This window comes from Blastomonas sp. CCH1-A6, assembly GCF_001556365.1.
Lineage (GTDB): Bacteria > Pseudomonadota > Alphaproteobacteria > Sphingomonadales > Sphingomonadaceae > Blastomonas > Blastomonas ursincola.
On record NZ_LSIS01000452.1, the window covers coordinates 1 to 6,858 of the forward strand.

Here is a 6,858-nt window from a genome sequence, read left to right on the forward strand (position 1 = left end):
CCTCGTCGGCAAGCATCTCCTGGGTCCAATTGAGAAGCGCGCGAGCGGCCCGCACTTGGCGGGATGTGGTCATGCGCGATCAAGTTCACCAGCCGGACGCTATACGCCATGAAAACGACTATTATAGTCGTCTTGGTATAGAGGGAGAGGCTCACGCGAGCCGGGCGGCCGCCCGGCGAGCGCGCCCCTTTCAGCGGCCGCGCGGACCATCGGGACGCGCGGCCGCCGCCGATCCGGGGAGCCGGTCGGCGGCGTCATACGGGCAATGGGAAGTGAAGCCGCAGGGCCGGACGGTCCAGCCCCGCGGCAATAGCGGTCAACCTGTCTTGAGGCGCTGCATCCCCTCGGCCAGCGTCCAGAGTGCGCGGTTGAGCGTCACATTCTGGTCGATGCCGTTGATCGGGCGCGACCGGCTGCGACGGATACGGCCTTCGGCATTGCGCTTGCGGCCAGACAATCCGCCACGAATGACGTTCTCCTGAATGACGTTGAACGTGCTCCACAGGCTATTGTCCCTGTCCTCGTAGCGGCGCGGCTCGATGATCTGCTCCGGGGTGAGCGGGCTTTCATCGTCGCCATAGCGGGCGACAAGGCTGACCTCACCAAGCAACCGCTGCTCGTCCTCGGAAAGCCGAACCTCCTTCATGGTCTCGCTGGCGTCGATCAGCCGGGGGAAGTCCTCGGCCACGGTGTAAACGCCTTCGATGATGTCGTGCTCGATGTTGCCCTTGTGGGGCACGCGGACCTCCTCGAACCGCTCGCCCGCAATCATGCTGTTGGTGCATACGAAACGCAGCATCCCGGCGAACATCTGATAGGCGCTGGTGCCATCGTGGCTGTTCACGATGATGACCTCGGCGGCCTCGGGCTTGCCGATGCCTTCATCCCGGCGCAGGCGCAGCATGTGCTTGGCGTGGCCGTGGCGGCTGCCGTCGCGGGGGACGGACTGCACCGCGAAGAACGGGAACCATCCTTCCCGGCGCAACCCCTCCACTATGTCGATGGTGGGGACATAGACATACCGCTCCGAACGGCTGTCGTGCGCCTCGCGGGCGAAGATGGACGGAACGTGGCGATACAGTGCCTCGTTGTCCAGCGGCTCATAACCACCGATCTGATGGCTGTTGCGGCCGAACCGGGTGGCAAGGTGATGGATGGTCATTGGTCTTTCCTTCCTTGGCTTGGGTTTCCGCGCAGCGGGAAGCGCCGCGCTGAAACCCTGCCCGGCGGCGAGCCAGGGGTAGCAAAGGGCAAGGGCGACCGGGGCGGAGGGGGATCACCCGGCCTGCACAAGCGAAGCGCGGAAGGCTGGGGATACCGCCCCGGACGGTTCCACTTACCTTGCCCGGCGCGAGGGCAACGCCCTTAGCAACCCCGCGCCGCCCTAGCGGTGCATGGAAAACCTGCCCGCATGGCGGGCTACATATAGGGGGTCGGGCTCCGCCCTGATTCCCACTCAAGCAAACGACAGCCGGGATACCGGCGGGGCCGTCAGGCCGGTAGCAGCGCCGTCAGTCGAACAAATCGCCTTGCCGATATTCGGCGGGTTCCTCGCCTTCGCGGCCCTGCCAGACGATGCGATCACCCTCGTAGATGGTGACGAAACCCCATCCGCGCCGCTCCTCGTCGGTGGGCGGCGGCTTGGCCTCGAAATTGTAGCACCAGGATCGGCCCTTGGTGCCGGCGAAGGCGACGGGGCCGCCCGGCCGCAGCATCACGCGGTCGCAGGCTCCCGAAGGCTCGGCGACGCGGCGGCGGATCACGCCCATCTGATAGGCGCGATAGTCGCTTTCCTCGCGCTCGCTCGGTGGCCGCCAGTGTCGGCATCGCCGGCAGCTCGCGCCGTCTGCGGGGCCTGGCTTATGATCGTCGAGCGGCGGGCCGCCGTTATGGCCGATGCGATCGGACATGGCGAAGATCCTTTTGGGAGCGGGAAAAGGGAGCACCCCGCCCATTTCGGGCGGGGCGCGGAGCCGGTCAGCTTGCGAGCAGCTCGTATTCGCCGGCCACCGTCTCGGACTCGAACAGCCGGAGATAGACCGGCTGAGCGACGACGGGGTTGAGCTTGAACGAGATGTAGTCGCGCTTCTCCTTGCTGGTTTTCCGCCAGGCGGCGCCGAACTCGATCCGCTCGTCGTCGGGTGCGACGATGCGGAAGTGGGGGGCCTTCTCGTTGTCCTGGCCCTCGATCGGGAGGAGCACGACCTGTTCGCGCTTGCCGAAGAACCGGATTTCGCCGGTGAAGCCGTGGTCGGTGGTGGTGAAGTGTCCGCAGATCATAACGTCAGTCCTTTCTTACCTCGGGACCGCGCCTGTCGCGGCCTCGATGGCTGTCGATCGGACGGGGGACGACCGGCCCGCACCCGCAGGGCAGAACGAAGTGGCTGGCGGCGGCTGGCGATTTTTTTGGCTTCGCGATGCAAAGCCGGCATGACCGGCGGCGGAAAAAATCGCCAGCCGCCGTTGCGGGAAGACGGGCGGGCTTCGGCCAGACAAGCCTTTGGAGAGGCCGCGCGGGGGGCGGTGCCGTGCAAGATCATGGGCCTGACGGGATGATCGGAGGAGCTTTGCCGCCGCCGGCCGTGGCGCTGCCGGCGATGGTCTGGTGCCGGAGGCAGGCGCAGCGGGCGGGTTTCGCGCGGGCGAGGTGCAAGGGCGACGTGGCCCCGGCTTTCGTAGTGGTGCGGCCGATGCAGCGGAGCGCGGCGCCGCCATACGGAAAATCAGCGGGAGGGGCGCGGCCTGCGTTTCGGACAGGTTCAGGCCCGGCCCGTGCGATGCCGGACAAGCGCCGGATTCGGGGCCGGGATGCTGGCGAATATGGGCTGGCCGCGCTGGTCGGCGCAGCGCGTCGCCCGAAATGGGCGGGTGCTTCCTGCTCCGCCATCCGGCTACGGCGACTCTTTCCCTTGCCTTATGTTCCGTATTTGTTCCACGATGCGGCTTTGCGAATCGAGATCGAGGAACGGCGTATGAGTGTGATGATCCGCGGCCAGGATCGCACGAGCTTGAAGGTGATGGGCGATGTCGAGGCCGAGCTGGCGGTTCCGGCCGATAGCACCGGGCGCTGCTGGCTCAGCTTCTCGGACGGGACGCTGATCGAAGCGGCCTATGGCGAGGCTGAGGATCGCCGGTTCGCGGTGAGTGAGGAAGGCGCCGGGATCGTGCGGATTCAGCGCGAGGGCGACAGTGACGTGCCGCGGCTCGACTGGCGCGTGGAATGGGTGACGGTGGCCGGGGACGGCAATGCGGCGCGGGCGACGGCGCGCGGCGAACCGATGCCGGTGCTGCCCGGCCTGTTCGCATGATCGACAGCAATCTTGAAGAATCGCGTGGATAGGATTAAATCCTATCCGTAAGGAGTGCTATCCATGCGGACGACTCAACAGTTCAGCGTAACGCTGCCGAACGACATGGCGGCGCAGGTCCGCGCCAAGGTGGCGTCGGGCGAGTATGCCAGCGAAAGCGAAGTGATCCGCGACGGGCTGCGCGCGCTCCAGGCGCGGGACCGGGCCGTCGAGCAATGGCTGCGCAACGAGGTCGTCCCCGCTTATGACGCCTACAAGGCTGATCCCTCGCGTGGCATTTCGCTCGACGATGTGCGGGCCGGTCTGGCCGAGCGCCACAAGCGAGCCGCCAAGCGCGGTTGAACGTGGGATATTCCATCATCCTCACGCCGGAAGCGCGTGACCATCTCGATGCCATCTACGACCATATCGCCGCCGCCGCGTCCCCGGACATCGCGCAACGCTTCACCGATGGCATCCTCGATCATATCGGCAAGCTGACCGACTTCCCCCGGCGCGGCACGATGCGCGACGATCTGCGGCCGGGCCTGCGAACGACGGCCTGGCGGCGCCGTGTGACCATCGCCTTCGCGGTGGAAGACACGGCGGTCGTTGTCGTCGGGATTTTCTATGGCGGCCGTGATTTCGAGAGCCTGCTGACCGAGGACTCTTAAAAAGCGCGAGCCGGGCCATGCCCGGCGAGCGACGATCATCCATGACAGAGCGGCCGCGCCCGGAAAGGGGCGCGGCCGCGAATTATCCGGTCTTGGGCAAAGGGGAAACCGGGACCGCCGCAGCGGCCCCGGCTCCGTCACCTACTCGGCGGCAACCGAATAGGCGTCTTCCTCGTCTACCGTCTCGGGCTCGACCTCCACCGCTTCGGGGTCGGTCGGCTGCTCCACCGTTTCGACCTCCACGGCCTCGCCGTCCTCCGCTCCGGTATCGGGGGCCTCCGCTTCGGACGGCTGCGCGGCCCCTTCGGCGTCGTCCGTCTCGACGGGTTCGGCCTCCGGCTCCGGCGTCCGCAGCGCAGCGGGAAGCCATCCGGTTCCGGCAAGAAGCTGCTCGGCTTCCTGCGCCATGTCCGGCTTCTTCTTGTCCGCGATCCGGCGGGCGGCATCCTCCGACACGCCATCGGTGACGGCCTCAAGGATATGCGCCTTGGTGACGCGGCCAAGGTAGCCGTCCACGGTGGGCGTCCAGTCCTTCGCCACGTCCAGCGTTAACGCCATCGCCAGCCTGTCCGCCGTTTGCAGCGTCCGGGGCTTGCGATCCCACGGCACCCGCAGCGCATTGACGGTGCGGGACGCGCAATGCGCCAGCAACGCCACACGCTGTTCGTCGTCCAGTGCGACGATGAAGCCCCACAGGTCGGACACGTCACGCGGCATCCGCTCGGCCCATGCTTCATGCGCTTCGCTCGCCCGCGCCGCCAGCGGCGTATCCTCGATCCCCGCCGCATGGCCGCCAAGCGGCGTCACGGTCGGACGGATTTCAAGGCAACCGGCTTCGGCGTAGCTGTAGAACAGTTGCGCCGTAAGCGTGTGGGTCAGGGCGACCAACGCCATGCCGGGCTGCTCGCCAAGCGCCACGCGAAGGGCCAGCGTCCGGTGGGCGGACAGGTCGCGAATGAGGCTGTCGGAAATGGGCTTGCCCGGTTCCTCGTCCTCATCCTCGAAATCCTGAACGTCCTCGTCGTCGGCCTCGCCCTGCTCGTCCGCCACGGCCTCCGGGTCGATGGCGTCGGCCTCGTCCTCGGGCTGCGGATCGGCAAGCGCCTCGTCCTCGGGACGGACGAAACCACGCTCGATCCTGACCGTGCCGTCATAGTGAAGCACCACGAACACCCCGCCATGCGCGATGATGTTGGGATCGTAGGCATGGCGCTTGGCCGAAATGGCGTCGATCTCGTCGGACACCGTTTCCAGCTTCGCCGCCACGTCCTCGGGCATTTCGTCATAGGACGAATAGCCTTCGGCAAGCTCGTCATGCTCGGTGGACAGGGCATCAAGCCGGTCCTCGTCCTCGTCGGACAGTTCGACCGGCTCCGGGTAGTAGCGCCGCATCCCATGCGCGTGGGGATAGTCGATATGGGCCTCCACCCACTTCCACCCCTCACCCTGCACCTCGCCCGCGACTTCGCGCAGCTTCTCGACGGCAAGCATGTCGAGCAAGCCCGCGTCCTCGAAGAAGCCGCCCCGGTCCTCGGTGAACAGGTCACGGATGATGTTGCCGCCCGCCTCGATATAGGCGTCGGCTCCGACAAACACCGCACGGCGATCATCGGCAGGCACATTGCCAGCGGTCATGTCGCGCCGGATGATCCACGGCTCGCGATTGTGATGCAGGTTCTCGAACACCTGCTCCTGCCGGGCATGGTCCTCGGTGATGGCGAAGGCCATCAATTGATCCAAGGTCAGCCCATCCTCGCGATAGACCTCCAACAGCTTCGGACTGACAGCGCCAAGGCGAAGCCGCTGTTTCACCACGCCAGCCGACACGCCGAACCGCGCGCCGATTTCCTCCGCGCCCCATCCCTTCGTCTCGGACAGTTCCTGGAACCGCTCGAATTGGTCTGCGGGGTGCATCGGGGTCCGGGTGACGTTCTCGTCCAGACTGATTTCGGACGGATCGTTCTCGGTGTCGAGATAGCAGCGGATCGGCTGCGACTTCTTGATCTGCCTGCGCTTGGCGCACAACAGCATCGCCAGCCTGCGGCCTTCGCCAGCGGTGACGAAATAGGCGCCGGTGGGCGTCCCGTCCACCTTCACTTCGGGTTCCACCACAAGGTTCTGGATAAGGCCCTTGTGCGCGATGGATGCGGCCAGCGCCTCGATGGCGGCCTCCGTATGCGGCACTTTGCGGGCATTCCTTGGGGACTTCTTGAGCTTGTTAAGGGGCACGAAAATCTCGACGCCCGACACAGGTTCAACAGCGGTCGTTGGGGTAACAGCATTCATCGCTTTTCTCCTTCAAACCGCACTCACCCCGGAATGGGGTGGGCGGCGAAGGAGCGACCGGTAGGCCCGCCGGCAGAGCCGGGGCGCACCCGAAGGGCTGGAACGTAAGAGGAAGTAAGCGCGGGCGAGCCCGCGCGTTGCGCCCCGGCGCGGCGGGCCTAAAGGGAAGCGGCGCCCACACCATTCGAGGGGAGAGTCACAAACAAATGCGATCGGGCCGGCGAACGCCCTGGCCCGATCTCCGCAGCTTCAGGAGACACAAATCCGCCCAGGCGGATTTACGGATCGGCGCGCAGGCGCCGAACGGGGCGTTGCGGGGTGTCCCCGCAGAAGGGGTAGCGGGAGACCATCGGGCTCCCGGTCAGGGGAAGGCTTTCCCCACAGGAACATCGACTCTCACGAAAAGGAGCACGGGCGCGAAATGAGAAACTAGAGGCCGGTGTGTCAGCAGCTTGGCGTCCACGGCCGCAAATCGGTGGACACCAGGTGGACACCAATGAATTTCGAGACCTGCCCGCGTTTAGCGAGGGTCTCGTAATCCACTGATTTTCCTGAAAAAACTGGAGCGGGCGAAGGGATTCGAACCCTCGACCCCAACCTTGGCAAGGTTG

The 6,858-nt window shown here is 66.0% G+C and carries 7 protein-coding genes; 3 read left to right on the forward strand and 4 right to left on the reverse strand.

What is annotated here, in order from left to right; translation table 11 throughout:
* Window positions 1-316 precede the first annotated feature (316 nt).
* The 3 genes from AX735_RS20500 to AX735_RS20510 all read right to left on the reverse strand — a co-directional run bounded on the left by AX735_RS20500 (window position 317) and on the right by AX735_RS20510 (window position 2,280).
* The gene (locus AX735_RS20500; protein ID WP_066284269.1) at window positions 317-1,162 is read right to left on the reverse strand and encodes a DUF932 domain-containing protein; all 846 of its coding nucleotides are present in this window, start codon (window positions 1,160-1,162) and stop codon (window positions 317-319) included.
* 349 nt (window positions 1,163-1,511) lie between these two features.
* Entirely contained in the window at window positions 1,512-1,910 is a 399-nt protein-coding gene (locus AX735_RS20505; protein WP_066284274.1) for a hypothetical protein, read from the reverse strand.
* A gap of 67 nt (window positions 1,911-1,977) precedes the next feature.
* Window positions 1,978-2,280, reverse strand: a complete 303-nt coding sequence (locus AX735_RS20510) for a DUF736 domain-containing protein (protein WP_066284276.1) — start codon at window positions 2,278-2,280, stop codon at window positions 1,978-1,980.
* A gap of 692 nt (window positions 2,281-2,972) precedes the next feature.
* Here AX735_RS20510 and AX735_RS20515 point away from each other — a divergent pair.
* The 3 genes from AX735_RS20515 to AX735_RS20525 all read left to right on the forward strand — a co-directional run bounded on the left by AX735_RS20515 (window position 2,973) and on the right by AX735_RS20525 (window position 3,961).
* Complete coding sequence (locus AX735_RS20515; protein WP_066284289.1) at window positions 2,973-3,308, forward strand: hypothetical protein; 336 nt, start codon at window positions 2,973-2,975, stop codon at window positions 3,306-3,308.
* Between the two features lie 63 nt (window positions 3,309-3,371).
* Window positions 3,372-3,650 carry a type II toxin-antitoxin system ParD family antitoxin gene (locus AX735_RS20520; protein ID WP_066284279.1) on the forward strand — a complete coding sequence of 93 codons (279 nt, stop codon included), beginning with the start codon at window positions 3,372-3,374 and terminating at the stop codon, window positions 3,648-3,650.
* A gap of 2 nt (window positions 3,651-3,652) precedes the next feature.
* Window positions 3,653-3,961 (forward strand): type II toxin-antitoxin system RelE/ParE family toxin, encoded by a 309-nt coding sequence (locus tag AX735_RS20525; RefSeq protein WP_066284280.1) that lies wholly within the window; start codon window positions 3,653-3,655, stop codon window positions 3,959-3,961.
* A gap of 141 nt (window positions 3,962-4,102) precedes the next feature.
* Here the strand turns inward: AX735_RS20525 and AX735_RS20530 are convergent, their stop codons facing one another.
* Window positions 4,103-6,247: a ParB/RepB/Spo0J family partition protein gene (locus tag AX735_RS20530; RefSeq protein WP_066284286.1), complete on the reverse strand. Its 2,145-nt coding sequence runs from the start codon at window positions 6,245-6,247 to the stop codon at window positions 4,103-4,105.
* Window positions 6,248-6,858 lie beyond the last annotated feature (611 nt).